Here is a 26,394-nt window from a genome sequence, read left to right as displayed (position 1 = left end):
TGCTTGACGGAGGGCAAAAACAGCTGAAATAACTAAAATATATAGGTAGCGGTTTGTAAGTTTTAATTTCTATATTTGAAATGAAGAATAAAATGAAATAAAACTTCGCCAATTAACCCAATTTTGGGTGTGTATGCGAAGGTTTATTTCGCTTATATACTTGTTAGCTATCAGCTTGGAAGAACGAAATCGAAACAAATTCAAATTAGAAAATGAACATAAAACTAGAAACAAAACGATTAATCTTAAGAGAAGTTTTATCAACCGATATTGATAAACTTTTTGAATTAGATAGTAATCCAAATGTTCAAAAATATGTTGGAAATATACCAGTAAAAGACAAAACAGAAGTTGAAAAACTAATTCAAAATCTTCAACAACAATATGTTGAAAACGGAATTGCTCGTTGGGCAGTTATTGAAAAAGAAACGGGTGAATTAATTGGTTGGTCTGGAATAAAACTAATAAAAGAACCGATGAATAATCACAACAATTTTTATGAATTGGGTTATCGGTTTATAGAAAGATATTGGGGAAAAGGATTTGCAACAGAAACCACAATTCCGTTAGTTGAATACGCATTTGAAAATCTAAAAGCTGAAAATATTTATGCAATTTGCGATGTAGAAAATATAGGTTCTAAAAATGTTTTGGAAAAAACTGGCTTAAAATTAATCGAAACATTTAATCACCAAGACAAAGAACACAATTGGTTTAAAATGACACAATCAGAATGGAAAAATAAAAAGCCGAACAGCTAACAGCAGTTTGGCAAAATGGCGGGTTCAGTGCTAAATTGAACATTCGGATTTCTAATAAACTTTAGTGCTAAATTGAAAGTAAGTGCTTCTAAATCCGCCACTTCGCCAAGCTGCAAAACGTTATGCGATACTATGAAAAAAATGAGAAGAAATAAGAAACTTTATTATTCAGCAGGATTGATCAGCATAATATTGCTCCCCATGCTTTGTTTCTTGACTTTAAAATATAATCCTTCTTATAAAATATATAGTTCAATAAATTGTGATCTTTGGGGAGGAGATGAAAATACTGTTTTATTTAAAGAGGGTATAACATTTTTAAATTCAAAAAAATTCAAAACAGTCGATTTAACTGGTGACAATGTTTTAGACAAAATTAAAATTGAAAAAGCTCAAAATGATATTAGAAAATTAGTCGGCTCAAAAGATTCAGTGAGTGGTATTAAATTTCATTTTGGACAAAAATCAGAATATTGGACTATTGTAAAAGTCCTCGATATTTTACAAATTGAAGGAGCAAATCTTTATATGTTTTATAAAAATGACATTTGGGTAACAAATCCAAAAAGATTAAAACCAAATGAGATGCAAGATATAAGACTACTACTAATTGGTGATGTATTTGGGCAAGAAGTATATGTAAAAGATAATGAAATAAATATAATTTGGCAAAAAATAAAACTTAATTATCAAGCAACAATTGAAATTTGTAAAAAATATTGTTTGCCAATCATAGCGTATATTCTTATGCTGTTTTTTACAATTAGAAGAATAATAAACGAAAAAAAAGGCATCCGTTAGCCGTTATACGAGATTTAGGCATTAAGCTGCATTTAAAAATCGTTTTGTACTTGGAAAATTTGTGCATAATGGAAAAAACTCGCATCTTTAATCCCAAACCTCTTGTAGAGCCAGAACATAATCTGCAAGCCAACCGAAATGATAAAATAATACAAAACTAAATAATGACTTTAAATTATTTGAAAATATTTTTCAATTTACTCATAATCATATCTTTTGCTAGTTGTAACAAATTAAAACCAAATACATTTGTTTTAAATGGAACTATAAAGGGAGACTATTCAGGATTTATTTATCTCAATTATAATTCTCATGAAGACAGTTGTTTAGTTTCAAACAATAAATTCCGTTTTGAAGGCACAATATTTTCAACTACAGGAGCAAGTTTGAGTACAAAAAGACGAACATCTGCAATGGAGAAAGATTTCTATCTTGAAAAATCCGAAATAACAATTAACATTGAAGTCCAACAAAAAAAAATAGGAGAAACACAACTAGACTGGATTATTATTAATTCAAGTAAAGGGAGTAAAATAGCTGATTTGCAAAACGAATTTGAAAGTTATAAAACTAAGTTTAAAGACAATAAAGATTGGGAATTTAAAAAGTATTTGAAGATTAATGAAATTATAACTAAAAATCCAAAAAGTAAGTACAGTGCAAGTTTGCTTGCAGAAGAATCTTGGAATTCGAAGTCTGACATTTCGAAATTACAGAAAATGTATAAAAAATTAGATTTAGAGTTCCAAGATTCTTCAACTATTAATGTTTTAAAAAGTAATTTATTTCCAGAAGAGATTTCATTGGTTGGAAAACCTATTATTGACTTTGAACTCCCAAATGAAAATGGGAAACAATTACAAACCAAAAAATACAGAGGCAAAATATTATTTATAGATTTTTGGGCTTCTTGGTGTGCTCCTTGTAGAAAACAAATGCCAGAAATTAAGAGAATTTATAGCCAATTTAAGAAGTATGATTTTAAAATACTTGCTATTTCATTGGATTCAGAAAAAGATAAACAAAAATGGCAGAATGCAATTATTAAAGAAAATTCAACATGGGATAACGTAATTGAAACTGGACAATTTGATGGTAAAGTTACCCAAATGTATAATATACAATCTATTCCATCAAATTTTTTAATTGATGAGAAAGGTACAATTATAGATCAAAATATTTCTCCTGAACAACTAGAAGAACATTTACATAAATATTTTAAAACAGTAAAATAAACAAGCCAACACACAGCCGTTACAAGAGATTTGAGCATTTGACTGAATTTGAAGATGGTTTTGTACTTGGAAGATTTGTGTATAATGTAAAAAATCTTGCTTCTTTAATCTCAAACCTCGCGTAGCGCCAAGACGTTGGCAAAAACCTTCGAAGAACGGAACAAAAAAACTATAATTTGAAAACAAAAAAATACGTTTTATTAATTTTTAGCATAATATTATTTTCTTGTTGCGAAAGTGATGAATTACCAAATAAGCAATCAAATTTACAATCTGGCGTAGTAATTACATTTGATGATGATTTTGTAGATGAATGGTTTGAAGTTAATACTGTTTTACAACCTTACGATTGGAAAGCAACATTTTTTGTAACTCGATTTAATCAATTGTCAGCAGATAAAATTCAAAAACTGAAAGATTTAAAAAGTTATGGTCACGAGATTGGCGGACACGGATTAAATCATTTGAATGCGCTAACATTTATTTCAACAAATGAAACTAGTGAATATCTAAATCAAGAAATATTTCCAATGCAAACTTTAATGGATAGCAATGATTTATCAACTACTTCATTTGCATATCCATATGGTGCAAGAAATTCTACAACAGACAATTTACTGTTAAATGAGTTTCAAATAATCAGAGGAACAACATATGGTAATTCTAATCCATCTTCGCAAAATTGTTTTTATAACTATAATCAACTCGTATTTGGCCTGGGAATAGATAAAAATTATTCGCATTTTAGTATTCCATATTTTTTATCACTTTTAGAATATGCAAAAAACAATAATAAAATTGTTATATTTTATGCTCACAAACCAGTTACTACTTTTCAAAATGATTATGAAACGGAATATCAAACTCTAATTGAAATTTGCAATTATGTAAAAAGTAACAATATGAAATTTTATAAAATATCGGAACTATATCATCTACAAAATAGCATTTAAATTGATAACAAAAAGAAAGGCATCTTGCCAACAGCCATTACAAGAGATTAGAGCATTAAGCTGCATTTAAAGATGGTTTTGTTTTTGGAAAATTTGTGCATAATGGGGAAAACTCGCATCTTTAATCCCAAACCTCTTGTAGCAACAGAACGTTAAGTAGTAAGAAACCAAAAAACTAACAAATGAATTTAGATTTTACAAAAAATTATATTTTGGAGAATGATTATGTTTTATTAAGACCATTAGAACTCTCTGACAAAGAAATGCTAATAAAATATGCTATTAATGAACCTGAAATTTGGAAATTTAACTTTAATGGAGGTAACGGAAAGGATAATTTTGAAAACTATTTTGACACTGCAATTAAGAATTTTGCTGATAAAAAAGAATATCCATTTATTGTTTTTGACAAAAGAATGAATGAATATGCAGGTATGACAAGATTTTATGCAATTTCTAACGAATTTAATCGACTTGACATTGGTTATACTTGGTATGGTAAAAAATTCCAAGGAACAGGGTTAAATAAACATTGTAAATATCTTTTGCTTGAACTTGCTTTTGACAAACTTCAATTTATAAGAATTGGATTTGGTGCAAATAGTAAAAATGAAAGAAGTATTAATGCTATGAAAAGCATTGGCTGTAAAGTAGAAGGAGTTTTAAGAAATTTTAGTAAAGACGCAGAAGGAAAAATTATTGATACCACAATTTTAAGCATTGTAAAAAGTGAGTGGATAGAAAATGTAAAAAATGATCTAAAAAAACAAACAGAAAAATTTGCCAACCACTAACTGCCCTTGTAGTAATTGGGGTTTTAGGCTTAATTTAAAAGATAGTTTTGTATTTGGAAAATTGTGTATAATGGAAAACTAGCCTATTTAATCCCAAACCTTGCATAGTACCAGAACGCTAGTGGCAATTTAACATAGAAACAGTAAATAAAAGAATTTAAAAAAATGAAAAAAATATTTTTTATATTAACAATATTAATTACATCTAACTATATAAACGGGCAAAATAAAGAATGGTTAAAAGTTATAAGAGAACACAAAACTGTTGAAAATATTACTTATTTTTTTGATTCAAACGTTCCATATAAAGAAAGAGAATTTGACATAGAATTATGCAGAAAATCTATAAAAGAAGACTTAGCCATAATCAACGAAAAAGAATATAAAAAAGTCATTGAAATTGAGTTTTTGACTTCAAGAAAAGAAATGCTTAAATATTCAGGATTGGGAGCACAAGGCTTAGCCATTTTCGAAAGAGATATCATATTTATGATACATAAAAACCAAAATTCGCCGATTAAACATGAAATGATGCATATGATAAGCATGGACAAATGGGGAGATACCGCAGAAAGTTCGCATTGGATGAATGAAGGTCTAGCGACATATGCTGGGGGAACTTGTAGCAAATATACTTTAGAGGAGATATATCAATATTTTATGCAAAGCGGAAAATTAATTCCAATGAATACAATTGCAAATGATTTTTACTCTGCAAATGATATGATTACTTATACACAAAGTGCTTTTTTAGTAAAATATTTAATTGACACATTTGGGTTTGATAAATTCTCTAAACTTTGGAAAGAAGGCTATAACAATTTTAATAAAATATATGGGTTTGAATTTGAGCAAATGCAGAATCAAATCAAATCCGAATTAAAAATAAAATATCCCAAAGACATTGAATTTAATTGGGAAGAATTTAATAAAGGATGCATATAAACTGCCACTAATAGCCGATGGAGGTACTTCTCAAAATGTATGCTTTACTGATGCAGGAGATTGGGGCGAATATATGATCAATCTTGCTAAAAACGCTTCGTACCAAATGATCTTTCGAGTAGCCTCATTAATTCCTGGAAAATTTGATATTAGTATTAATGGAGTGATTATAAAGACTGATGAAACTTTTGATGCTACTGGGGTTTACAAATCTATACAGACAAAATTGTCAATTGAATAAACCTACCACAAGGAGAAAATTAGATCATTGCAAGAATATTAATATAATTTAAAATAGTAAAATCATTTTTTAACCATAAACAACCATAAACAGCTATATATCAGTAACTTTGTAATAAATCCATCAAAATCATTTTCATTTAAAAACATTTAAAAGCTAACTAGTTTGAATTGAGAACAAATAATAGTAAGTCTGAAAGAGTTGGCATAAAAAATTTCTGCTATGAAAAAATTTATTTTTCTTACAACAGCTTTGCTTTTTATGATAAAAGTAGCAAGCCAAACAACCCCAAATAATGAATTTACAAAAGATTACTATCTTCAAAAAAGCAAAAATAAAAAGACCACAGGTTGGGTTTTACTTTCTGCTGGAGTTGGTATCACAATTGTAGGAGTCATCGGTTTTAGCAGCACTTTTGATGACTGGAATAACGACTCTACAGATGCATACGGCTATTTAATGCTAGGAGGCCCACTTGTAGCTTTAGGAAGCATTCCTTTTTTTATAAGTTCCGGAAGCAATGCTAGAAAATCAGCAACCTTATCGATAAACTACCATCCCATTCTAACCCCTAATCAAATCTCAGTAGCTCAGAATATTCAACCCGCATTATCATTAAGAATTGAGTTCTAATTTAAAATGATTAACAAAAAAAGCCTCGAAAAACGAGGCTTTTTAAATATTAGAATTTGAGTCTTATTTACTCAAATACATTTTTCTTCTAGAGTACAATTCGTAGAATTGATCATCTTTCAAGTCATCAATAAACAAGATACTTTCTCCTGTTGATTTCATCTCTGGTCCTAATGCTTTATTTACATTGTGGAATTTGCTGAAAGAGAAAACTGGTTGCTTGATTGCAAATCCTTTTAACTGAGGATTAAAATCAAAATCGGTTACTTTATTGTGCCCTAACATTACTTTTGTAGCGTAGTTTACATAAGGTTCTCCGTAAGCTTTTGCTATAAATGGCACCGTTCTAGAAGCCCTAGGATTTGCCTCTATAATATAAACTGTATCGTCTTTTATCGCAAACTGAATATTGATTAAACCTACCGTTTTTAAAGCTTTAGCAATTTTATGAGTGTGATCTTTTATTTGTTGCATCACAAATTCACCTAAGTTGAATGGTGGCAAAGTAGCATTACTATCTCCTGAGTGTACTCCACAAGGCTCGATATGCTCCATTATACCTATGATGTAAACATTACCATCAGCATCACAAATCGCATCAGCTTCGGCTTCGATAGCTCCCGCCAAATAATGATCTAATAGTAGTTTGTTACCTGGAATCGTTTTCAATAAATTGATAACGTGTTCTTCAAGTTCCTTTTTGTTAATTACAATTTTCATTCCCTGACCTCCTAATACATAAGAAGGACGAATCAATAATGGGAAGTCTAAAGTATCTGCTAATGCCGAAGCTTCGTCTGCAGTTTCTGCAATTCCAAATTGTGGGAAAGGAATTTTTAATTCTGTCAATAATTCAGAGAAACGTCCTCTGTCTTCTGCTAAATCAAGAGCGTCAAAACTTGTTCCTATGATTTTTACACCGTATTTAGAAAGTTTTTCAGCCAATTTTAAAGCTGTTTGGCCTCCTAACTGTACAATTACACCTTCTGGTTTTTCATGCTGAATGATGTCATAAATATGTTCCCAGAATACTGGTTCGAAGTATAATTTATCAGCTGTATCAAAATCAGTCGAAACAGTTTCAGGATTACAGTTAATCATAATTGTTTCGTATCCACATTCTTTGGCTGCCAAAACTCCATGAACACAAGAATAGTCAAACTCGATTCCTTGTCCAATTCTGTTCGGTCCAGAACCTAATACTATTATTTTCTTTTTATCAGTTACAACACTTTCATTGTCAACATAACGTGTTCCGTCTGCTTTTTCAATTTCAGCTTCAAAAGTAGAGTAATAATAAGGTGTTTTAGCTTTAAACTCAGCTGCACAAGTATCAACCAATTTAAATACACGGTTAATATCCATTGTCATACGCAAAGTATGCACTTCACTTTCCAGACAATTCATCATGTGAGCAATTTGTCTGTCAGCAAATCCTTTTTGTTTCGCTTCAAGTAAAAGCTCTTTTGGTAAATTTGAAATCTTATAATTTGAAATTTCTTTTTCTAAAATATAAAGTTCCTCGTATTGTTTCAAAAACCACATATCAATTTTTGTGATTTCATGAATACGGCTCAACGGAATTCCCATTGCAATTGCATCATAAATAACAAAAACACGATCCCAACTTGCAAAAGTCAGTTTCTCGATAATTTGTTCGTAGTTTTTATATCCTTTTCCATCCGCACCGATACCATTTCTTTTAATTTCTAAAGATTGAGTCGCTTTGTGAAGTGCTTCTTGGAACGAACGTCCAATTCCCATTACCTCACCTACTGATTTCATTTGAAGTCCTAAAGTTCTGTCAGCACCTTCAAATTTGTCAAAGTTCCAACGTGGAATTTTCACGATTACATAATCTAAAGTTGGTTCAAAAAGAGCCGAAGTAGATTTTGTAATTTGGTTTTGCAATTCATCTAAGTTATATCCTAAAGCTAATTTAGAAGCAATTTTTGCAATTGGATAACCAGTTGCTTTAGATGCTAAAGCAGAAGAACGAGATACACGTGGATTGATTTCAATTGCAACGATATCTTCTTTTTCATCTGGCGAAACTGCAAACTGTACGTTACAACCTCCTGCAAAATTCCCAATACTACGCATCATCAATATTGCATAGTCACGTAATTTTTGGAATGTTGTATCAGATAAAGTCATCGCTGGTGCAACCGTGATTGAATCTCCAGTATGAATTCCCATTGGATCCATATTTTCGATAGAACAAATGATTACTACGTTATCATTTTTATCTCTCAAAAGCTCTAACTCATATTCTTTCCATCCCATCAAAGCTTTATCAATTAAAACTTCGTGAATTGGAGAAGCTTCAAGACCTCTTGTTAAAAGCTCATCAAAATCTTCTTTTTTATAAACAATTGCAGCTCCAGTTCCTCCAAGTGTAAATGAAGGGCGGATTACCAATGGAAAACCGAACTCTTGAGCAATCTCTTTTCCTTCTAAATAAGAAGTAGCCGTTTTTGCAGGTGCAGTTGGTACATTAATTTTCTCTAAAAGCTGTTTAAACTGCTCTCTATCTTCGGTAATATTAATTGCGTTTACATCAACACCAATTAATCTTACTCCGAAATCCTGCCAAATTCCTTTTTCGTCAGCCTCTAAACATAAATTCAAAGCTGTTTGTCCACCCATTGTTGGCAAAACTGCATCGATTTGTGGATGTGCTTTAAGAATTTCAATAATCGATTTTGTCGTTAAGGGTTTCAAATAAACATGATCCGCCATTGATGGATCTGTCATAATTGTAGCTGGATTGGAGTTAATTAAAATTACTTCAATTCCTTCTTCACGGATCGAACGAGCAGATTGTGATCCAGCATAATCGAATTCGCATGCTTGACCAATTACAATCGGACCTGAACCTATTATTAAAACGGATTTAATGGATGTGTCTTTTGGCATTTTTTTTATTATTGTAGTTATATTTTATCACTTAGAATTTGAAATTTGTTAGAAAAAATCAAAAATCAAACTTTTGAACAGCAGTACCGCTTGGGTATAAAAAAAGGCGATACTAAAAAAAAGTAACGCCTTATAGATGTTTATACAAACATTATTTTTTGTGTCTTGGTTCAGAAGAAACAGTCAATTTATGTCTTCCTTTAGCTCTTCTACGCGCTAGAACTTTTCTTCCATTAGCAGAAGCCATTCTATCCATAAATCCGTGTTTGTTTCTTCTTTTTCTTTTCGATGGTTGAAATGTTCTTTTGCTCATGGCTTTATATATTTAAAATCTTAATTAAAATCTCTATTTTCTTTTTGAATAACCGTTACTCAAAAACCGAGTGCAAATATACAAAGACTTTTTTTTTCTGGCAAGTAGTTTTTAAAAAATATTTTTAAATCCTTTTACTATCTTTGCAACCATAAATAACTATACATTATGTTTCATAAAAATATTAAACTTATTATCGCCGGACTTATTATAATTACTGGCATCTGGCAATTTACGGAAAGTAATATTGGTAACGGAATCTTTCTAATTTTATTGTCTGGAATACCTATTTTTTTATACTTCAAAAACGAACTTATCCTACTTGCCTTTTTAAAACTTAGAAAACAAGACTTTGAAGGCGCCAAAAAATGGCTTGCTTATATAAAAAATCCAGAAACTGCTTTAGTTAGAAAACAACAAGGATATTTCAATTATTTACATGGAATCATGCTTTCTCAAACTAATATTAATCAAGCAGAAAAATATTTTAAAAAGGCAATCGAACTTGGCTTATCTATGGATATGGATTTAGCAGTTGCTAAATTAAATCTTGCAGGTGTAGCAATGACCCGTAGAAGAAAACTCGAAGCTACTGCTTTATTAAACGAAGCCAAGAAATTAGACAAACAAAATATGCTTAAGGATCAAATCATAATGATGAAAGAGCAAATGAAAAAAATATAATCATACAATATCTTTTAAAAAAAGCGTTCTAACTAAATTTAGAACGCTTTTTTTATATAACTTTAACTCGTTTAAACGGATTTATTAACCGTTAGTCGATAAAGTTATTAAATTGTTATAAACATTTTTATTTTTGCCAAAGCCCTTAATTTCAATATTTTATGTGTAAAAAAATACTCACCTTATTGCTTCTTTTCAATATGTACTTCTCATACAGCCAAGATACAATTGTATATTTTTCCGACGCAATAAAAGGAAATATCAACCCTTACAAGAGAGCATCAAACAAAGCTTACGAAAGCAACGATATAAAAGAAGGAAAAAAACTTTTTGATTCTTTAGTAAAAACAAAGCTCATCGGAACAAAATTTGATGATTTCAGCCTTAAAGTTTACAAAGAAAAAAATGTGAAAATTAACCGAATCAACAAACCTATATTTATAATCACTTACGCTTCATGGTGCGTTATTCCTAAAGGTGAAATTCCTGCATTAAATATACTCGCAAAAGAACACAGAAATGATTTGCAATTCATTGTGGTATTTTGGGATAAAAAAAGCGACATAAAAAATATCGCTTACAAATTTAGCGACAATATAAAAGTGTGTTACGCAAACGAGTATTACGCCAAAGACTCACATATAATTTCTACAATCAAACATAACTTAGGCTTTCCAACCTCTATCTTCATTGACGAAAATAAAAACGTGGTCAATGTTAAACACTTTGACAATATAATCAAATTAAAAACACCAATTAAAGAAGCTATAACAACTAGTTATAATTATTTTAGTAAAGACATTAATGAAAACCTTGTTAATTCAGTAACTAAAAACAAAAGCTTTACTACCAATTAATTGATTACATTTTTAAATTTCACTCCCTAAAATAATCAGAGGCAAATTAGTATTTAGCCATCGGTATTTATTAAGAATCATAACATGAGTTCCTCCCGCCACAACAATACATTTTTTAATGTACTTAATAGGAAAAACATCATCTGCATCTCCGTGAATATGAATTACATCTAGATCAACAGTAGTTCTATCCCATAAAATTACCTGCTCAATTGCCCAATCCAAATATCGTTTATCCCGCACTGAAAGAAATTTTTCATACAACTTAAGCCTTTCATTTACTTTTTTCCCAAAAGAAAACTTAGCAAGACTCTCAATATTTTGAACCAAACTTATAGGAATCAATTTATATGCCTTTGTACTTTTAGCAAGAACCATTCTTCGAGGAAACTCCAAATTACTTTTTGCACTCGAAATAATTATAACTTTTCGAACCGCAATAAAACGAGCCATTTCCTGAACTAAAATACCACCAAAAGAAACTCCAATCAAAACTGGATTTTTGTGCACAATCTTTTCAGTCATTCGTTTGGCATATTCATACAATGTCTCCTTTATATTCGGTATTTCCCATTCCAAAAAAATCATTTCAAATTCAGATTCAGGAAGTTTTATTCTTTCAAAAATGGCAACACTTGCCGCTAAACCAGGCATAAAATAAACCGGAATCTTATTCATAATAATTTACATTTATTTTATTCATAGATAAATTAAAGCAAAACTTCTTCTTTATAATTCTTTAAAATTAAAAATTTTATCCTCTCCTACTGATTACTTCTCTTACTTTTTTATGAAAAAATTGATTTTTTTTACAAAATTCAAAACAGCGTTGACACCTACTACACAAACTCTTTTGAAATTTAGTTTACTAAGTTAATCATAAAACTTTTGTTACTGAATATCAAATCATTACCTTTGCACTTTATTCAACCAAAACTACACAAACGACTTATTCAGATATAAACCAAAATATTTATTTTTGGAATTAGAACATAAATAAAAACATGGCTATAGTATTTTAACACTACTCCGTAAACATTTACACATCATTTCATCAACAACATCAAAAATGGAAACGATAACAAAATTAGAAATTAAAGACAATGCTTTTGCCAGACAATTTGAAACAAAAGTAGAAACAGGAATAGTTTCTTTAGAATATTCATTTCAAGAGAAAAAAATATTTCTAACCAAGATTAATGTTCCGGAAAACTTCACTGACGAAGATTTTATTTCTAATTTTCTAAAAAACATCATGGAAATTGCCATTGAAAAAAAATTAAAAGTAGTACCTATCCTCCCTAGAACAGTAGTGTTTTTCAAAAAAAATCCATCTTATAAAGAACTACTCCCACCAGGAATAAGAATATAAAAAAGAGGCCGTTTTTTACAAAACGGCCTCTTTCAATTTTAATCTAAAATTTATTTTTCAATTTCTTTCATGCTATCCATTTTCTTGTGAGCCAAGAAACCGGTAATATCTTCGAAATGCTCAACTACTCGTTTATTTCCAAATTCAAAAACTTTGGTAGCCAAACCATCAAGAAAATCACGATCGTGAGATACTAAGATTAAAGTTCCATCAAAATCACGTAATGCATCTTTGATAATATCTTTGGTTTTCATATCCAAGTGATTGGAAGGCTCATCCAGAATTAATAAGTTCACAGGCTCAAGCAATAATTTAATCATTGCCAAACGTGTTTTTTCTCCTCCAGAAAGCACTTTAACTTTCTTGGTAATATCATCTCCATGAAACATAAAAGCTCCAAGAATATTTTTTATTTGAGTTCTTACATCACCAACTGCAATATCATCTATAGTTTCGAAAATAGTAGCGTTTTCATCCAATAAAGCCGCTTGATTTTGAGCAAAATAACCAATTTGAGAATTGTGACCAATTTCAACAGAACCGCTATCAGGACCAAACTCTTTCATTATGGCTTTGATCATCGTTGATTTTCCTTCACCATTTTTTCCAACGAAGGCTACTTTTTGCCCTCTTTCAATAACAATATTGGCATCTTTGAAAACAACATGATCTCCGTAAGACTTAGACATTTCCTTTACAATTACAGGATATTGTCCAGAACGTGCTGCAGGTGGAAATTTCAATTTTAATGCAGAAGTATCCACTTCATCAACTTGAACAATAACTAATTTTTCAAGCATTTTAACTCTTGACTGAACCGCATCTGTTTTAGAAAACGTCCCTTTGAATCGGTCAATAAAAGTTCTATTATCAGCAATCATTCTTTGTTGCTCATCATAGGCTTTTTGCTGATGCAAACGACGGTCTTTTCTCAACTCTAAATAATGAGTGTATTTTGCTTTATAATCATAAATACGTCCCATTGTTACCTCAATAGTACGATTGGTAATATTATCTACAAAAGCTCTATCGTGCGAAATTACCACAACCGCTTTCGCCGAATTGATCAAGAAGTCTTCCAACCATTGAATACTTTCAATATCCATGTGATTGGTAGGCTCATCTAATAAAATCAAATCGGGTTTTTGTAACAGAATTTTAGCCAATTCGATTCTCATTCTCCAACCTCCAGAAAATTCAGTAGTCTGACGGGAGAAATCTTCGCGAACAAAACCAAGTCCAGTTAAAATTTTCTCTACTTCAGCTTCATAATTAACTTCCTCAATAGCATAGAATTTTTCACTTAAATCAGAAACTCTTTCGATTAATTTCATATACGCATCACTTTCATAATCCGTACGAATGGTTAATTGCTCATTGATTTCATCTATTTCGGATTTCATACTGAAGATTTCACCAAAAGCTTTTGAAGCTTCTTCCATTACGGTAGAACCATCAGTAGTCAATAAATGCTGAGGCAAATATGCCACAACAGCATCTTTAGGTACAGAAACATTTCCAGTAGAAGGTTTACCCTGACCTGCAATAATCTTTAATAGTGTTGACTTACCAGCACCATTTTTACCCATAAGGGCAATTTTATCATTTTCATTTATCGCAAAAGACACGTCACTAAAAAGCGTTGTACCTCCAAATTGAACCGAAATATCGTTAATTGTAATCATTAATTTTTTATAGTTTGAGATTAGAAGTAAGAAGTAAAAAAATTCAAACGCCTAAATTTTGAAGGCGCAAAGATAGGATATTCTTAGGAAGTTGCTATACTTACTTTTCTAACAATTTTTTCAATTCTAAAAGATACTGTTCGTTCTCATTCATTCCAATATGATCTTGATTTTCTAAAACATAAAAATGATCGGTCGGTTTTAATATTTCACTCAGTTTTTTAGAATTACTAAACGGAATAACATTGTCTTTATCTCCATGAAAGATAAAAATTGGAGATTTTATTTTAGCAACAAATTTATTAGTTTCAAATTTAAATTTTTTCAAAAAATTAGGCATAAATGGAACTATTACCCCTGAATATTCAATGAAATTATAATAAGGTGCTTGCAATATTAAATATTTAGGTTTTGCAACTGAAGCCAAATATGCTGCAGGACCAGTTCCTATTGAATAACCTATAATAATTGTTTTTTCCTCTTTATATCTCGAAATTAATTTATTGTATGAAAACAATATATCTTTATAAAACTGCTCCTCATTTTCGATTACACCTTCACTTTTCCCATAACCTCTATAATCCAAAATAAAAATATCGTAGCCTAAATCATTATACACTTTAGCTATACTTCCCCATGAATCAAGAGCTCCAGAATTTCCATGCAAATAAAAAATTAATCCTTTTGATTTTTTAGTTTTAAACAAAAGTCCATTTAATTTCAAATTATCAAAAGATGAAATATTTAACTCTTCAAAATCCCCTTCAAATTCAAATTTATAATCCTTCGAAAGTTTTGAAGCGTCAAAAACCATTTCTCTTTGATGAAAATAAATATAAGAAATGATTAATAAATAAATCAATCCAAAAAAAGCAATCAATGTAACCAAAACAAATTTTATTGTTCTCATATTATAGTAACAATTTCAGGATAAAATTATGTTTAAAAAACAAAACCTATGATTTACATTGTATTCGTTAGACGGATTTTCTATTTTTTTTTACTCTTTTCTCCATTTCTTAGATTCCTCAAAAATATGCTCTAAGATTGCAGCTTCTTTTTCATCAAAATCCACATTTCTTCGACTCATTACTAATTTTGCAGTTTCAAATGCTTTTTTGGTAACATAAGTCGTAAATCCTGTTGCTCCTCCCCAAGAAAAACTAGGCACGAAATTGCGTGGGAAACCACTACCAAAAATATTAGCACTCACTCCTACCACAGTTCCAGTATTGAACATTGTATTTATTCCGCATTTACTATGATCACCCATCATCAAGCCACAAAACTGAAGCCCTGTTTTTGTAAAACTTTCAGTCTCATAATTCCACAATTTCACTTCTTCGTAATTATTTTTTAAATTAGAATTATTACTATCGGCTCCAATATTACACCATTCTCCTAATACTGAATCTCCAAGAAATCCATCATGCCCTTTGTTTGAATACGCAAAAAGAACTGCATTTTTCACCTCTCCTCCTATTCTGGAATACGGGCCAACTGTAGTAGCTCCATACACTTTGGCTCCCATTTTTACTTGTGCATTTTCGCATAAAGCAAATGGACCACGAATGATAGATCCTTCCATGATTTCAGAATCTTTACCTATATATATTGGTCCAGAAGAAGCATTCAAGGTTACAAACTCCAATTTAGCTCCTTCTTCAATAAAAACATTTTCAGGCGCAATTACATTTACACTTTTTGGGATTGGCTGGGATTTTCTATCTTCCGTTAAAAATTCAAAATCTTCACGAATCGCAGCATCATTTTTAGAGAAAATATCCCAAGTATATTCAATAGTAATTCCCTCTTCATTGTATTCTATAATCTCATAACAATCAAAATCAACTGATTCTTGTTCGTCATTTGTATAAAATGCCACAATATCATCTCCTTTAAAAATAGCTTGATTAGGCCCAAGATCACTAACCATTTCAACCAAAACATCATTAGGCAAAAAAGAAGCATTAATCATTACATTTTCTTCCATTTCTACCATTGGAAATTTCTCTGATAAATATTCCTCAGTAACCGTTGTAGTTGTAGATCCCAATCTTGCTTCCCATTTTTGACGAATTGTCATAATTCCAACCAAAATATCAGCAACAGGTCGAGTAAAAGTAAAGGGTAATAAAGCATTTCGAGCGGGGCCGTCAAAAAGTATATAGTTCATAAAATGTAATTATAAATTGTTAAAATGTGATTTTGGTTATCACCGCAAAGTTACAATTATTTTTAAATGTTTACCGAGCTATAACATCTCATCCCAAAAGAAAGGAAATGAAATTTCATAAAAAAAGCCTCGCAAATTGCGAGGCTTTAGAAATATTTAAAAAACAGCTAAAATTATTTAGCGTGTTTAGCGTATTTAGTTTTAAATTTATCAATACGTCCTGCAGTATCGATAAGTTTAGATTTACCTGTGTAAAAAGGGTGAGAAGTTCTAGAAATCTCCATTTTTACAACTGGATATTCAACACCTTCGTGAATAATAGTTTCTCTAGTATCAGCAGTAGATTTAGTAATAAAAACATCTTCGTTTGACATGTCTTTAAAAGCAACTAATCTGTAATTTTCTGGGTGTACACCTTTTTTCATCTTGAATCTTTTTTATTTGTTAATTATAACTTGTCTTGAAGCTTTTCTTCTAACAGAAAAGGTATAAACTTGCTATAACTTTTTGTTTTACAATATTATTTTGAGTTTGCAAATTTACACTTATTTTTTAATATACAAACCTTTGTCTCACTTTTTTTATATAGCCGTAAAAATCATTTTTTACACGCCATTATATTGGGAATTGCTATATTTGTAGATTAATAAAAAAGAGCTTTTATGGAAAAAAATACATCCCCAGCAAAATCTGGAATTATTTATGGCGTTTTGTTTGGTGTAATTATGGTTTTGGAATTTACAGTTATGTATGTAATTGGTATGAAATCATTAGTAAATACAATGTTTGGAACAATTGTAAACATTGCCAATTATCTTATATTACCAATACTATTCATATATATAGGGTGCAACAATTATAAAAAAAACATAAATAATGGATTTGTTTCTTTTATTGAATGTCTTAAAATTGGAGTTTCTATAACATTTATTGCTGCACTTATATATGCTGCTTTTAGTGTAGTTTTCAATTTAATTTTCCCTGAATTTGTTGATGAAATGGTTGCCATTACAAGAGAAGGAATGCTTAAGAGCAATCCAAATCTTACTAGCGAACAAATAGAATCAGGTTTAGCAATGATGAAAAAATTCACAAACCCCTTTATTGTTTTTCCAGTAACACTTGCAATGTATTCTTTCATTGGTTTATTTTATTCTCTTATAGTAGGTGTAATTGTAAGAAATGAAAACCCTCAAAGTATCTAATTAATGAATTTATCAATACTCATACCGCTTCTTAACGAAGAGGAATCATTACAAGAATTGTACACTTGGATCATTTCAATTATGAAATCTAACAATTATAGTTACGAAATCATTTTTCTGGATGACGGAAGTACAGATGAATCTTGGAGTATTATTGCAGGATTTGCCATAGAGAATCCTAATGTAAAAGGAATTCGGTTCATGAAAAATTTTGGTAAATCTCAAGCTTTACATGCTGGTTTTGCAAAAGCAAAAGGAGATGTAATCATTACAATGGATGCCGATTTACAGGATAGCCCAGACGAGATTCCAGGTTTATACGAAATGATTACAGAACAAAAATTTGACTTGGTTTCGGGTTGGAAAAAGAAACGATACGACTCTGTTGTAGCCAAAAATATCCCATCAAAATTATTCAATTGGGCCGCTAGAAAAACATCTGGAGTGGAATTAAACGATTTTAATTGCGGATTGAAAGCATACAAAAATGTAGTTGTAAAAAACATAGAAGTATCTGGCGAAATGCACCGGTACATTCCAGTTTTGGCGAAAAATGCAGGCTTTGGAAAAATTGGCGAAAAAGTAGTTCAACATCAAGCTAGAAAATACGGAGAAACCAAATTTGGAATGGAACGTTTCATTAATGGTTTCCTTGATTTGATTACAATTTGGTTTCTTTCTCGATTTGGAAAAAGACCAATGCATTTATTTGGTGCCCTAGGTTCCTTTATGTTTATCATTGGTTTTTGTTCGGCAGGATATATTGGGATTTCAAAGTTATACCATATGTACAATGGAATGAAATATACTTTGGTAACTAACAATCCTTGGTTTTTTATAGCCTTGACAACAATGATTTTGGGAACACAATTGTTTTTGGCAGGTTTTCTTGGTGAAATCATTTTGAGAACTAAAAATAATGAAGAACGTTACAAAGTTTCGACTGAAGTCAACTTTTAATAAATTAAAATCTTAGCACAAATTTGAATATTAGAACCTGATTACTCTGACTAGCCCTGATAGAAGTGGAAATCCTTTTTATTTTTCCTTTAAAAATAAAAAGATTGCAACGAATAGCAGGAATAGCTCCTAAAAACTGATATTCTTAAATTTATAAAATAGATTAACAACTTTAAACTAAATATATAATGCACATAGCACAAAACATTTTAGACGCACTAAACGAATGGTTAACTCCTACGTTTGATAATGAAACGCAAGTTGCCGTAAAGGAATTAATGACGACTTCTCCAAAAGAATTGGAAGAGAGTTTTTATAAAAATTTAGAATTTGGAACTGGAGGAATGCGCGGTGTAATGGGGGTTGGAAACAATCGCATTAACAAATATACACTTGGAAAAAGCACTCAAGGACTTTCTGATTATTTACATAAATCTTTTCCTAACCAACCTATAAAAGCCGTTATTGCTTTTGACTGCCGTCATAACAGTAAATCGTTAGCTAAAGTAGTTGCCGATGTTTTCTCTGCAAATGGCATTCAAGTGTATTTATTTTCAGATTTACGACCAACTCCCGAATTGTCTTTTGCATTAAAACATTTAGGCTGTCAATGTGGAATTGTATTGACTGCTTCTCATAATCCACCAGAATACAATGGTTACAAAGTATATTGGGAAGATGGTGGACAAATCGTTCCTCCACAAGATGGAGCTATTATTGATACTATTGAAAATTTAAAATACGACCAAATCAAATTTGATGCAAACGAAGATTTGATTCAATATATAGATACTGAAATTGATCAGGCTTTCATAAAATCGACTATCGAAAATGCAAGTTTCGGAACGCCACAAGAAGCAAAAGACAACCTTAATATTGTTTTTACTTCTTTACACGGAACTTCAATTACAGCAATGCCTGATACTTTTGCCCAAGCAGGATATAAAAACGTAAACATTGTTGAAGAACAAAGAGTTCCAAATGGTGATTTCCCAACAGTAAAATCTCCAAATCCTGAAGAACCAGAAGCATTAACACTTGCATTGGCATTGGCAGACAAAACCAACTCTGATATTGTTATTGGCACCGATCCTGATTGTGACCGCCTAGGTGTTGCAGTTCGAAATAATGAAGGCAAAATGACCTTGTTGAACGGAAATCAATCGATGATTTTAATGACTGCTTTTTTATTAGAAAAATGGAAAAAAGCGGGTAAAATTAATGGAAAACAATTCGTAGGTTCTACAATTGTTTCTACACCAATGATTATGGAATTGGCTTCAGCTTATGAAGTTGGATTCAAAGTTGGGTTGACTGGTTTCAAATGGATTGCCAAAATGATTAAGGATTTCCCAGAATTAGAATTCATCGGTGGTGGAGAAGAAAGTTTTGGATATATGGTAGGCGATGCAGTACGTGACAAAGATGCAGTTGCTGCTACTTTATTGATTTGCGAATTAGCCGCTCAGGCAAAAGCTAAAGGAAGCACAGTTTACAAAGAATTATTACAATTATATGTAGAACATGGTTTTTATAAAGAGCATTTGATTTCGATTACTAAAAAAGGAATGGAAGGTTTAGCCGAAATCAATCAGATGATGATCTCTTTACGTGAAAATCCTGTAAAAGAAATCAACGGACAAAGAGTAATTATGTTAGAAGATTACAAATCGTCTGTTGCTAAAAATTTACTTACTGGTGAAGAAGAAACCATAGATATGCCAAAAGCAGATGTATTAATCTATTACACTGAAGATGGATCTAAAATTTGTGCAAGACCAAGTGGAACCGAACCAAAAATCAAATTCTACATCAGTGTAAATACTGAATTAGACAGCGTAGAAAACTTTACAAAAGTAGAAACTACTCTAGATAACAAAATTAAAAACATAATTACTGCTATGCAGTTGAGCTAAATTACTAAATGAACAACTTTAAAAGAATATTCCCTTTTGTAATTCCGTACAAAAAATATGCTTATATGAACATTCTCTTTAATGTTCTATATGCACTTTTTAGTACACTTTCGTTTGTTTCATTAATACCTATGATGCAGGTCTTATTTGATCAAACCAAAAGAAACACAGCCATGCCTGTTTATAATGGCATTTGGGAACTTAAGAAATTTGGTGAAAATTATTTAAGTTATTACATCACCCATACAACCGATACATTTGGTGTTGGCCGTACTTTAACCATAATGGTTGCCATAATAATTTCTATATTTTTATTAAAAAATTTATGCGACTATTTCGCTATGTTTTTTATTAATTTTTTACGCAATGGTATTTTGAAAGACATGCGAAATGCCATGTACAAAAAAACGATTGAATTGCCTTTGGCTTTTTATTCTGAAAAAAGAAAAGGTGATGTAATTTCCAGAATTTCCGGAGATGTAAACGAGGTACAAAACTCTTTCTTGTCTATACTTGAACTTATAGTAAAAGAACCACTTACCATTATTTTTACATTAATCACAATGGTTACCATAAGTATGCAATTAACCCTTTTTGTGTTTATTTTTATTCCTGTTTCGGGTTATATTATTTCTCTTATTGGTAAACAACTAAAAAGAAAGTCTACCAAAGCACAGGAAGAACAGGGAGTCTTTTTATCTACCATTGAAGAGACTATGGGTGGATTAAAAGTTGTAAAAGGTTATAATTCCGAAAACTACTTCAACCGTGTTTTCCAAGAATCAACTCAACGTTTTTTTATCTTATCAAACAGTATTGGTAATCGTCAAAATTTAGCCTCACCTGCCAGTGAATTTATGGGAATTATGGTTATTGCTATTTTGCTTTGGTATGGAGGTCATATGGTTTTGATAGACAAAACACTTAATGGAGCTTCATTTATAGCCTATATGGGACTAGCGTACAACATCCTTACTCCTGCTAAATCAATTTCAAAAGCATCCTATGCTATCAAAAGAGGAAATGCAGCTGCAGAGCGTGTTTTAGAAATTCTGGACCAGGAAAACACAATTACCAGTAAAATAGATGCGATAGAAAAAAACACTTTCGATTCGGAAATTGCAATTCAAAATATCAATTTTAAATACGAAGATGAAAACGTCCTAAAAAACTTTTCACTTACAGTAAAAAAAGGACAAACCGTTGCTCTTGTTGGACAATCAGGAAGTGGAAAAAGCACCATTGCTAATTTATTGACTCGATTTTATGATGTTAATGAAGGAACAATTTTGATTGACGGAATACCCATAAAAGATTTAAACTTACAATCACTTCGTGGATTGATGGGACTAGTAACTCAAGATAGCATTTTATTTAATGATACTATAAAAGCCAATATTTCATTAGGAAAACTAGATGCTACTGATGATGAAATCATCGAAGCTTTAAAAATAGCTAATGCTTACGAATTTGTAAAAGAGTTACCAAAAGGAATTTACACTAACATTGGCGACAGTGGAAATAAACTTTCAGGAGGACAAAAACAACGTCTTTCTATTGCCCGTGCTGTTTTGAAAAATCCTCCAATTATGATTTTGGACGAAGCTACATCTGCACTAGATACTGAAAGCGAAAAATTTGTACAAGTGGCCCTTGAAAACATGATGCAAAACAGAACTTCGATCGTAATTGCGCACCGTCTTTCTACTATTCAAAAAGCAGATTTAATTATAGTTATGCAAAAAGGTAAAATCGTGGAGCAAGGAAAACACGAAGAACTAATTGCTATGAATGGTACATATAACAAATTGGTAACAATGCAATCATTAGAATAATTACTATAATTTCCGTATTTTAAACCTACCATAATAAAGAGGCAAAGTATTTAAGATTTTTTGAAGAATCCAATTTTTAAATTATTTCATTTTTAAATCTAAAGCTATGTATCACAATAATCCTAACATAAAACTTCCACAAGATCCTGATACTGTAGTCTGGAAATATTTGGACTTGTCGAAGTTTTTGGATTTATTGATTTCGCATAAACTGTTCATGTCCCGATCTGATAAATTTGAAGATCAATATGAAGGTACTTTTAGCGAACCTACTTTTGAAGAAATCAAAAAACTTTCTATAAACAATCCAGATTTCTTAAATTTCTACAAAACTCATCGAGAGAAAGTAGCTATTAGCAGTTGGCATATCAACGAATATGAATCTTTTGCGATGTGGCAAATCTTTACCCAAAATAGTGAAGGATTAGCCATCCAATCTACTGTAAAAAGACTTCAAAACGCTTTAGCTCCTGAAAATAATTACAAACAATACATTGGTGAAGTTAATTATATAGATTACAAAAAAGAATACATTCCGTTTGATGATATGTTTTTCCCTTTTCTATTCAAACGAAAAAGCTTTCAATACGAGCGTGAAGTGCGTATCATCACTGATGTTGCTGACAGCAACATTAAACTAAATGATGGTTTAAAAATAAATGTAGATATTAATCAATTGATAGAAAAAATTTATATTCATCCCAAATCTGAGAATTGGTATAAAAATTTAGTCATTCAATTAGTAACACAATTAGGTTTTGATTTTGAAATAGAAAAATCAGATTTAGAAAGTGATATTTTAATTTGAAATAGGACTGTAGGTTTTAACTTCCCAGTCTTTTGTAGCCAAATCAATATAACTATAATGCACTACATCTTTACTATCAAATTTTCCGTTTTTATTGGTGTCTTCTGCCGTTCTAAAATACAAACGATTTTGAGACTCAATTAAGTTCCAATCTATCAATTCCTGAAAATCAACTGAAACTTTAGTGAATTTCTCTCCGCTGATTTTACTCAAATATAATGTTGTAATATCACTTACATCGAGTTTTCCGTCTTTATTGGTGTCCATATCCATCAAAGTATATACCATAATTTGCTTTTTGATTTTATCAGAAACCGTTTTTAAGTAGGTTGCTGTTTGAATCAAAACGGGTTTATCAGTCAATGCTTTTATAGAATCTGAGCCTATTTTTTGAAATTTAAGATTTTGCAAATAACCGGTAATCTGATACTCGGATGTGTTTGATATAGTAAAACTCAAATCATTCACACTCGAAGATCCGTATTTATTTTTAGCTCCTTTATCATAAACACTCAAATCACCTACAGGATGAATTAAATAGTCTGTTCCTTGCATTTGTATAGGCAAATCTGCGATTTTTATTTGAGTCGAATCGGCTTTAGTAAGTTCTCTTCCCGCTTTTGAAGCATCGTAAATCACTTTTGGCTTTTCTGTTTCTTCTTTACAGCTTGCTAAAAGTAAAAGCGAGATTCCAATACAAACAAAATGTGATGTTCTCATAATAATTTTAATATTAAAAAATAAACCAAATGTAATCATTTTTAAAAATGGAAAAGAAAAATACATCACAGATTTATTCATGCAAACCAAATCCTGCTTATATTTTAAAATACTATAACCTTGCATTTAACTTCAAATTAAAAACACGGGATGTCATATAATTTGGAATTGCATATTCGGTTTTGGTATACACGTCTCTAACCCAAGTATTCGTTATCGCATTCTGATTATTAAAAAGATTAAAGATTTCAAATCCTAAAGATAATTCCTTTAAACTCTTTAAAAATTTCTTAGTAGAAATTCCTGCATTTTTATCAATAAAAACTTTAGAAAAACCAATATCTACTCTACGATAATCATGCAATCGATTTTGGTACAAATAAGGATCCGCATAAGATGGTGACCCTCCAGGCAATCCTGTATTGTAAACCAAATTAAGATACAATTTTAAACTTGGAATCTTAGGCATATAATCCTGAAATAAAAGGCCTAATTTTAATCTTTGATCTGTTGGTCTGGCAATATATCCTTTATTCTCTATATTTTCTTCTGTTTTTAAATAGCCAAAACTAATCCAAGAATCTGTCCCTGGAACAAATTCTCCATTAAGCCGAACATCAAGTCCTTGTGCATACGCAATAGCATTATTATTGGCTGCATATCGTATTCGGACATTGTCAACTGTATAAGGATTCACGTCTGTCATTTTTTTATAATAAGCTTCCGTCACCAATTTAAAAGGACGATCTCTCATTTTGAAACTATAATCATTCCCAAAAACGATATTAAGCGATTTTTGTGCTTTGGTGTCAGGCAAAACTACACCATCATAATCCCTTAATTCTCTATAAAATGGAGGTTGATTATAAAGACCTATAGTAAACCTGAAAAGCATTTCCTTTTTCCAATCTGGTTTTATAGCAAATTGAGCTCTTGGACTAAAAACAGTTTGAATCTTACCATTCAAATTATCACCAGAAACTTCCCAACTTTGCATACGGGCACCCAAATTATACCATATTTCGTTTGTCCCTAAAATATCCTTTCGGCTCCATTGAGCGTAAGCAGAAAATCGATCAATATCGGTAAAATTTATGGCTCTTACGGACTGATACGGAATTAATAAGCCTGAATAAGGTTGATAAGGTTCATCGTTTTTAGGCAGAATAATTGGAGGTCTTATTGAGAAACCAGCAGAGTCAATTACCTCCCACTCTGAAATTCGATCATGAATAGATTCTTTAGTATATTTTACTCCCCATTCTATTTGGTTTTGCTTCCAATTATTCAATCCCTTAATTTCTAAATTAGCAATTAATGCATCCAAATCATTACGGGCATGATTGAGTTGAGACCCAACTCCTCTTGAAAACTGAATGTCTCCATAGGTATCAGAACCAATATTAGTATCAACCTCACCCAATCTATATTGTGCATAGATATCAAAATACTCCTGCTCTATGGTATGAAAAACAGATCCAATGAATTTTAAAGAAAAACTATCATTCACTTGATAAGTAGTTTTTACTGCTCCAAAATACGTATTGTATAAATCTTTCTCTTTTCCTTGATAATAAACTGCCAATGCCATTGGCGTATCTGTTGTTCCAAAATTAGTTTGACGAGTAAGCGGCTGGTATAAATATTTATTTTGAGATATATTTCCTAAAAAACTCCATTGCCATTTAGCAGAAGCCTGATAATTGATATTAGTTTGAATATCCGCAAAAGTAGGAGTGTAATTTGTTTGTGTGTCCTGACTATTTACAAGAAGACTATTATTTCTATAACGAACTCCTGTAATTGCAGACCATTTTTTATCTTTAGAAACCGCATCAACAGAGAGACTTCCTCCCAAGAAACTCATTTCGAGTGATGCTCCAAATTGCGTTGGATTTCTATAAGTAATATCCAAAACTGAAGACATTTTATCTCCATATTTTGCTTGAAAACCACCGGCAGAAAAATCGATATTTTGAACTAAATCTGTATTGATAAAACTCAAACCCTCTTGTTGTCCCGAGCGTATCAAAAAGGGACGATACACTTCTATTTCATTAACATAAACTAAATTCTCATCATAATTTCCGCCTCGAACACTATACTGAGTACTTAACTCATTATTAGAATTTACTCCTGGTAACGTTTTCAAAACGTTTTCTATTCCAGCATTGGCACCAGGAATAGAACGAATATCTTTAGCCTCAAAAGTAAGAATCCCTTGAACCGATTTTTTATTATTATTGATCACAACCTCACCCATTTGTTCCGCTTGATCACTCATATACATATTGAATATATATACTTCATTAGATTTTATAGACACTTTAAGACTTGCCTTTTTTAAAGAAACATGAGTAAATTCAACAGTAACGTTTTGATTGGATGGAATAGCAATTTGATAGAATCCCTTTTCGTTAGTTTGAGAACTATTATTAAGACAAGAAACATTTACACCTTCAACAGGAATGTTGTTTTTATCCAAAACAACACCTTTTACGAAGCCTGTCTGAGCAAGTGAAGTTACTCCTACCAACAAAAAAATAAAACAGCATAGCGATTTAAAAATATTCAATTGATT

Annotated in this window: 25 protein-coding genes; 16 read left to right on the top strand and 9 right to left on the bottom strand. The window is 31.0% G+C overall.

Features of this window, described 5'->3' with window-relative positions:
• The first annotated feature begins 212 nt into the window (after positions 1–212).
• From CLU82_RS13785 to CLU82_RS13750, 8 genes are all read left to right on the top strand, one after another.
• Positions 213–761, top strand: a complete 549-nt coding sequence (locus tag CLU82_RS13785; protein WP_100843628.1) for a GNAT family N-acetyltransferase — start codon at positions 213–215, stop codon at positions 759–761.
• A gap of 132 nt (positions 762–893) precedes the next feature.
• Positions 894–1,562, top strand: a complete 669-nt coding sequence (locus CLU82_RS13780; RefSeq protein WP_100843627.1) for a hypothetical protein — start codon at positions 894–896, stop codon at positions 1,560–1,562.
• 164 nt (positions 1,563–1,726) lie between these two features.
• A complete protein-coding gene (locus CLU82_RS13775; protein ID WP_100843626.1) occupies positions 1,727–2,797 on the top strand; it encodes a TlpA disulfide reductase family protein in 1,071 nt (356 codons plus the stop codon).
• Positions 2,798–2,973: 176 nt separating this feature from the next.
• On the top strand, positions 2,974–3,750 hold the full coding sequence (locus CLU82_RS13770; protein ID WP_100843625.1) for a polysaccharide deacetylase family protein: 777 nt from the start codon (positions 2,974–2,976) through the stop codon (positions 3,748–3,750).
• A 182-nt stretch (positions 3,751–3,932) separates the two neighbouring features.
• The gene (locus tag CLU82_RS13765) at positions 3,933–4,544 is read left to right on the top strand and encodes a GNAT family N-acetyltransferase (protein ID WP_100843624.1); all 612 of its coding nucleotides are present in this window, start codon (positions 3,933–3,935) and stop codon (positions 4,542–4,544) included.
• A 165-nt stretch (positions 4,545–4,709) separates the two neighbouring features.
• The gene (locus CLU82_RS13760) at positions 4,710–5,489 is read left to right on the top strand and encodes a peptidase MA family metallohydrolase (protein WP_100843623.1); all 780 of its coding nucleotides are present in this window, start codon (positions 4,710–4,712) and stop codon (positions 5,487–5,489) included.
• Positions 5,449–5,730, top strand: a complete 282-nt coding sequence (locus CLU82_RS13755; RefSeq protein WP_157813362.1) for a carbohydrate-binding protein — start codon at positions 5,449–5,451, stop codon at positions 5,728–5,730. The genes CLU82_RS13760 and CLU82_RS13755 overlap by 41 nt, the downstream gene beginning before the upstream one ends.
• 222 nt (positions 5,731–5,952) lie before the next feature.
• A complete protein-coding gene (locus tag CLU82_RS13750) occupies positions 5,953–6,363 on the top strand; it encodes a hypothetical protein (protein ID WP_100843621.1) in 411 nt (136 codons plus the stop codon).
• A 63-nt stretch (positions 6,364–6,426) separates the two neighbouring features.
• Here the strand turns inward: CLU82_RS13750 and carB are convergent, their stop codons facing one another.
• Together carB and rpmH are read right to left on the bottom strand one after the other, a co-directional pair.
• Positions 6,427–9,282: a carbamoyl-phosphate synthase large subunit gene (gene carB, locus CLU82_RS13745; protein ID WP_100843620.1), complete on the bottom strand. Its 2,856-nt coding sequence runs from the start codon at positions 9,280–9,282 to the stop codon at positions 6,427–6,429.
• 151 nt (positions 9,283–9,433) lie between these two features.
• Positions 9,434–9,595 carry a 50S ribosomal protein L34 gene (rpmH, locus tag CLU82_RS13740; protein ID WP_008464848.1) on the bottom strand — a complete coding sequence of 54 codons (162 nt, stop codon included), beginning with the start codon at positions 9,593–9,595 and terminating at the stop codon, positions 9,434–9,436.
• A 168-nt stretch (positions 9,596–9,763) separates the two neighbouring features.
• On the opposite strand from rpmH, the gene CLU82_RS13735 reads away from it, so the two are divergent.
• Complete coding sequence (locus CLU82_RS13735) at positions 9,764–10,279, top strand: hypothetical protein (RefSeq protein ID WP_100843619.1); 516 nt, start codon at positions 9,764–9,766, stop codon at positions 10,277–10,279.
• Between the two features lie 161 nt (positions 10,280–10,440).
• A complete protein-coding gene (locus CLU82_RS13730; protein ID WP_100843618.1) occupies positions 10,441–11,136 on the top strand; it encodes a thioredoxin family protein in 696 nt (231 codons plus the stop codon).
• Positions 11,137–11,148: 12 nt separating this feature from the next.
• Here the strand turns inward: CLU82_RS13730 and CLU82_RS13725 are convergent, their stop codons facing one another.
• A complete protein-coding gene (locus tag CLU82_RS13725; protein ID WP_100843617.1) occupies positions 11,149–11,814 on the bottom strand; it encodes an alpha/beta hydrolase in 666 nt (221 codons plus the stop codon).
• A gap of 391 nt (positions 11,815–12,205) precedes the next feature.
• Here CLU82_RS13725 and CLU82_RS13720 point away from each other — a divergent pair, with 391 nt between their 5' ends.
• Complete coding sequence (locus CLU82_RS13720; protein WP_100843616.1) at positions 12,206–12,508, top strand: GNAT family N-acetyltransferase; 303 nt, start codon at positions 12,206–12,208, stop codon at positions 12,506–12,508.
• A gap of 50 nt (positions 12,509–12,558) precedes the next feature.
• On the opposite strand, the gene CLU82_RS13715 is transcribed toward CLU82_RS13720, so the two are convergent.
• The 4 genes from CLU82_RS13715 to CLU82_RS13700 all read right to left on the bottom strand — a co-directional run bounded on the left by CLU82_RS13715 (position 12,559) and on the right by CLU82_RS13700 (position 16,794).
• Positions 12,559–14,193, bottom strand: coding sequence for an ABC-F family ATP-binding cassette domain-containing protein (locus CLU82_RS13715; RefSeq protein ID WP_100843615.1), 1,635 nt, complete (start codon positions 14,191–14,193; stop codon positions 12,559–12,561).
• Between the two features lie 100 nt (positions 14,194–14,293).
• Positions 14,294–15,103: an alpha/beta hydrolase gene (locus CLU82_RS13710; RefSeq protein ID WP_100843614.1), complete on the bottom strand. Its 810-nt coding sequence runs from the start codon at positions 15,101–15,103 to the stop codon at positions 14,294–14,296.
• Positions 15,104–15,193: 90 nt separating this feature from the next.
• Positions 15,194–16,369 (bottom strand): GlmU family protein, encoded by a 1,176-nt coding sequence (locus CLU82_RS13705; RefSeq protein WP_100843613.1) that lies wholly within the window; start codon positions 16,367–16,369, stop codon positions 15,194–15,196.
• Positions 16,370–16,542: 173 nt separating this feature from the next.
• Entirely contained in the window at positions 16,543–16,794 is a 252-nt protein-coding gene (locus tag CLU82_RS13700; RefSeq protein WP_100429768.1) for a type B 50S ribosomal protein L31, read from the bottom strand.
• Between the two features lie 237 nt (positions 16,795–17,031).
• On the opposite strand from CLU82_RS13700, the gene CLU82_RS13695 reads away from it, so the two are divergent.
• The 5 genes from CLU82_RS13695 to CLU82_RS13675 all read left to right on the top strand — a co-directional run bounded on the left by CLU82_RS13695 (position 17,032) and on the right by CLU82_RS13675 (position 23,093).
• The gene (locus CLU82_RS13695; RefSeq protein WP_100843612.1) at positions 17,032–17,574 is read left to right on the top strand and encodes a DUF4199 domain-containing protein; all 543 of its coding nucleotides are present in this window, start codon (positions 17,032–17,034) and stop codon (positions 17,572–17,574) included.
• A 3-nt stretch (positions 17,575–17,577) separates the two neighbouring features.
• Entirely contained in the window at positions 17,578–18,534 is a 957-nt protein-coding gene (locus tag CLU82_RS13690; RefSeq protein ID WP_100843611.1) for a glycosyltransferase family 2 protein, read from the top strand.
• Positions 18,535–18,722: 188 nt separating this feature from the next.
• On the top strand, positions 18,723–20,450 hold the full coding sequence (locus tag CLU82_RS13685; RefSeq protein ID WP_100843610.1) for a phospho-sugar mutase: 1,728 nt from the start codon (positions 18,723–18,725) through the stop codon (positions 20,448–20,450).
• Between the two features lie 8 nt (positions 20,451–20,458).
• Entirely contained in the window at positions 20,459–22,285 is a 1,827-nt protein-coding gene (locus tag CLU82_RS13680; protein WP_100843609.1) for an ABC transporter ATP-binding protein, read from the top strand.
• A gap of 106 nt (positions 22,286–22,391) precedes the next feature.
• On the top strand, positions 22,392–23,093 hold the full coding sequence (locus CLU82_RS13675) for a DUF2971 domain-containing protein (RefSeq protein WP_100843608.1): 702 nt from the start codon (positions 22,392–22,394) through the stop codon (positions 23,091–23,093).
• Here the strand turns inward: CLU82_RS13675 and CLU82_RS13670 are convergent.
• Both CLU82_RS13670 and CLU82_RS13665 read right to left on the bottom strand, forming a co-directional pair.
• Positions 23,085–23,813 carry a hypothetical protein gene (locus tag CLU82_RS13670; protein ID WP_100845040.1) on the bottom strand — a complete coding sequence of 243 codons (729 nt, stop codon included), beginning with the start codon at positions 23,811–23,813 and terminating at the stop codon, positions 23,085–23,087. The two genes, CLU82_RS13675 and CLU82_RS13670, sit on opposite strands and share 9 nt — an antisense overlap.
• A 112-nt stretch (positions 23,814–23,925) precedes the next feature.
• Complete coding sequence (locus tag CLU82_RS13665) at positions 23,926–26,388, bottom strand: carboxypeptidase-like regulatory domain-containing protein (RefSeq protein WP_232735246.1); 2,463 nt, start codon at positions 26,386–26,388, stop codon at positions 23,926–23,928.
• Between the last annotated feature and the right edge of the window lie 6 nt (positions 26,389–26,394).

It is taken from the genome of Flavobacterium sp. 5 (assembly GCF_002813295.1).
Classification (GTDB): Bacteria; Bacteroidota; Bacteroidia; order Flavobacteriales; family Flavobacteriaceae; genus Flavobacterium.
This window is presented reverse-complemented; position numbering and strand designations above follow the sequence as displayed.

Bases quoted from the DNA above. Each gene is read 5' to 3' on its own strand.
- CLU82_RS13780 (WP_100843627.1), top strand. From the start codon at position 894: ATGAAAAAAATGAGAAGAAATAAGAAACTTTATTATTCAGCAGGATTG.
- CLU82_RS13710 (WP_100843614.1), bottom strand. From the start codon at position 15,103: ATGAGAACAATAAAATTTGTTTTGGTTACATTGATTGCTTTTTTTGGA.
- CLU82_RS13775 (WP_100843626.1), top strand. From the start codon at position 1,727: ATGACTTTAAATTATTTGAAAATATTTTTCAATTTACTCATAATCATA.
- CLU82_RS13690 (WP_100843611.1), top strand. From the start codon at position 17,578: ATGAATTTATCAATACTCATACCGCTTCTTAACGAAGAGGAATCATTA.
- CLU82_RS13680 (WP_100843609.1), top strand. From the start codon at position 20,459: ATGAACAACTTTAAAAGAATATTCCCTTTTGTAATTCCGTACAAAAAA.
- CLU82_RS13730 (WP_100843618.1), top strand. From the start codon at position 10,441: ATGTGTAAAAAAATACTCACCTTATTGCTTCTTTTCAATATGTACTTC.
- CLU82_RS13675 (WP_100843608.1), top strand. From the start codon at position 22,392: ATGTATCACAATAATCCTAACATAAAACTTCCACAAGATCCTGATACT.
- CLU82_RS13750 (WP_100843621.1), top strand. From the start codon at position 5,953: ATGAAAAAATTTATTTTTCTTACAACAGCTTTGCTTTTTATGATAAAA.
- CLU82_RS13765 (WP_100843624.1), top strand. From the start codon at position 3,933: ATGAATTTAGATTTTACAAAAAATTATATTTTGGAGAATGATTATGTT.
- rpmH (WP_008464848.1), bottom strand. From the start codon at position 9,595: ATGAGCAAAAGAACATTTCAACCATCGAAAAGAAAAAGAAGAAACAAA.
- CLU82_RS13760 (WP_100843623.1), top strand. From the start codon at position 4,710: ATGAAAAAAATATTTTTTATATTAACAATATTAATTACATCTAACTAT.
- CLU82_RS13685 (WP_100843610.1), top strand. From the start codon at position 18,723: ATGCACATAGCACAAAACATTTTAGACGCACTAAACGAATGGTTAACT.
- CLU82_RS13695 (WP_100843612.1), top strand. From the start codon at position 17,032: ATGGAAAAAAATACATCCCCAGCAAAATCTGGAATTATTTATGGCGTT.
- CLU82_RS13725 (WP_100843617.1), bottom strand. From the start codon at position 11,814: ATGAATAAGATTCCGGTTTATTTTATGCCTGGTTTAGCGGCAAGTGTT.
- CLU82_RS13785 (WP_100843628.1), top strand. From the start codon at position 213: ATGAACATAAAACTAGAAACAAAACGATTAATCTTAAGAGAAGTTTTA.
- CLU82_RS13705 (WP_100843613.1), bottom strand. From the start codon at position 16,369: ATGAACTATATACTTTTTGACGGCCCCGCTCGAAATGCTTTATTACCC.
- CLU82_RS13715 (WP_100843615.1), bottom strand. From the start codon at position 14,193: ATGATTACAATTAACGATATTTCGGTTCAATTTGGAGGTACAACGCTT.
- CLU82_RS13735 (WP_100843619.1), top strand. From the start codon at position 9,764: ATGTTTCATAAAAATATTAAACTTATTATCGCCGGACTTATTATAATT.
- carB (WP_100843620.1), bottom strand. From the start codon at position 9,282: ATGCCAAAAGACACATCCATTAAATCCGTTTTAATAATAGGTTCAGGT.
- CLU82_RS13720 (WP_100843616.1), top strand. From the start codon at position 12,206: ATGGAAACGATAACAAAATTAGAAATTAAAGACAATGCTTTTGCCAGA.
- CLU82_RS13700 (WP_100429768.1), bottom strand. From the start codon at position 16,794: ATGAAAAAAGGTGTACACCCAGAAAATTACAGATTAGTTGCTTTTAAA.
- CLU82_RS13670 (WP_100845040.1), bottom strand. From the start codon at position 23,813: ATGAGAACATCACATTTTGTTTGTATTGGAATCTCGCTTTTACTTTTA.